This window comes from Gluconobacter vitians (assembly GCF_015244565.1).
In the GTDB taxonomy this organism is placed as follows: Bacteria; Pseudomonadota; Alphaproteobacteria; order Acetobacterales; family Acetobacteraceae; genus Gluconobacter; species Gluconobacter vitians.
This window is the reverse complement of the sequence record NZ_JABCQG010000093.1, coordinates 1-508: the sequence shown is the minus strand read 5'-3', so window position 1 is coordinate 508 and position 508 is coordinate 1. Positions and strand designations below refer to the sequence as shown.

The 508-nt window shown below is 49.2% G+C and carries 1 protein-coding gene; it reads left to right on the top strand.

The genetic code is table 11. From position 1 onward, the window contains the following. Nucleotides 1–343: 343 nt before the first annotated feature. Nucleotides 344–508 (top strand): transposase (locus HKD24_RS15665; protein WP_194260975.1); only part of this gene is annotated, 165 nt, incomplete at its 3' end.

The following is a 508-nucleotide window of genomic DNA, read 5'->3' as shown; positions in this document are numbered from 1 at the left end:
TCAATCAGAGGTTCCCAGATCGCCCATGTCTCGTCCGTAAAGGTGCCTGTTCTGTCTCCTTCTTCCATCCCTACAATATGGGAAGAAATTCAAGATCTAACAGGCCCTAGCCTCCAATGGGTATATTGCCGTTAACGGCAATTTTCGTTTGCCTGTCCTTCGTTATGATGTCTAAAATACTACCTAGCAACGGAATATAGTTTGTATTTAGAAAATTATATTGAGAGGCTTGAATAATAACCTGATCGCAGTGGCTTCAGACCACGTTGACAAAAGATCTATACGATCTGCCTGAGATCTGATTCACGTCCTGGCTGTGGGATAACGGGCAGAGAGAACAGGCGTGGCACGAGGCGATCTGACGGATCAGGAATGGGCGATGATTGGTCCGCTTCTGCCGCCTGAGCGTGGACGTGGGGCACGTCCATCTGGAGACAATCGCCAGTTTCTCAATGGTATGCTGCATGTTCTACGAACGGGTTGCCCCTGGCGGGACATGCATGAACGC